Below are 1,377 nucleotides of genomic sequence, written 5' to 3' on the forward strand. Positions count from 1 at the left end.
AAGGCTGAGCTGTGATGGGGAAGCTCCTTATGGAGCGAAGTCTTTGATTCCCCGCTGCCAAGAAAAGCTTCTAGCGAGATAAAAGGTGCCTGTACCGCAAACCGACACAGGTAGGCGAGGAGAGAATCCTAAGGTGTGCGAGAGAACTCTGGTTAAGGAACTCGGCAAAATGACCCCGTAACTTCGGGAGAAGGGGTGCTTTCTTAACGGAAAGCCGCAGTGAATAGGCCCAAGCGACTGTTTAGCAAAAACACAGCTCTCTGCGAAGCCGTAAGGCGAAGTATAGGGGGTGACACCTGCCCGGTGCTGGAAGGTTAAGGAGAGGGGTTAGCGTAAGCGAAGCTCTGAACTGAAGCCCCAGTAAACGGCGGCCGTAACTATAACGGTCCTAAGGTAGCGAAATTCCTTGTCGGGTAAGTTCCGACCCGCACGAAAGGTGTAACGATTTGGGCACTGTCTCAACCAGAGACTCGGTGAAATTATAGTACCTGTGAAGATGCAGGTTACCCGCGACAGGACGGAAAGACCCCGTGGAGCTTTACTGTAGCCTGATATTGAATTTTGGTACAGTTTGTACAGGATAGGCGGGAGCCTTTGAAACCGGAGCGCTAGCTTCGGTGGAGGCGCTGGTGGGATACCGCCCTGACTGTATTGAAATTCTAACCTACGGGTCTTATCGACCCGGGAGACAGTGTCAGGTGGGCAGTTTGACTGGGGCGGTCGCCTCCTAAAGTGTAACGGAGGCGCCCAAAGGTTCCCTCAGAATGGTTGGAAATCATTCGTAGAGTGCAAAGGCATAAGGGAGCTTGACTGCGAGACCTACAAGTCGAGCAGGGACGAAAGTCGGGCTTAGTGATCCGGTGGTTCCGCATGGAAGGGCCATCGCTCAACGGATAAAAGCTACCCCGGGGATAACAGGCTTATCTCCCCCAAGAGTCCACATCGACGGGGAGGTTTGGCACCTCGATGTCGGCTCATCGCATCCTGGGGCTGTAGTCGGTCCCAAGGGTTGGGCTGTTCGCCCATTAAAGCGGTACGCGAGCTGGGTTCAGAACGTCGTGAGACAGTTCGGTCCCTATCCGTCGTGGGCGTAGGAAATTTGAGAGGAGCTGTCCTTAGTACGAGAGGACCGGGATGGACGCACCGCTGGTGTACCAGTTGTTCTGCCAAGGGCATAGCTGGGTAGCTATGTGCGGAAGGGATAAGTGCTGAAAGCATCTAAGCATGAAGCCCCCCTCAAGATGAGATTTCCCATAGCGTAAGCTAGTAAGATCCCTGAAAGATGATCAGGTTGATAGGTTCGAGGTGGAAGCATGGTGACATGTGGAGCTGACGAATACTAATAGATCGAGGACTTAACCATATAATATGTAGCAA

General features: G+C 52.9%; 1 rRNA gene. It reads left to right on the top strand.

Annotated elements, in window-relative coordinates:
• Positions 1-1,363: ribosomal RNA gene (locus ACTFRN_RS28010) — 23S ribosomal RNA — on the top strand; the annotation flags it as partial.
• Positions 1,364-1,377 lie beyond the last annotated feature (14 nt).

It is taken from the genome of Bacillus cereus group sp. MYBK245-2 (assembly GCF_051916145.1).
Classification (GTDB): domain Bacteria; phylum Bacillota; class Bacilli; order Bacillales; family Bacillaceae_G; genus Bacillus_A; species Bacillus_A pacificus.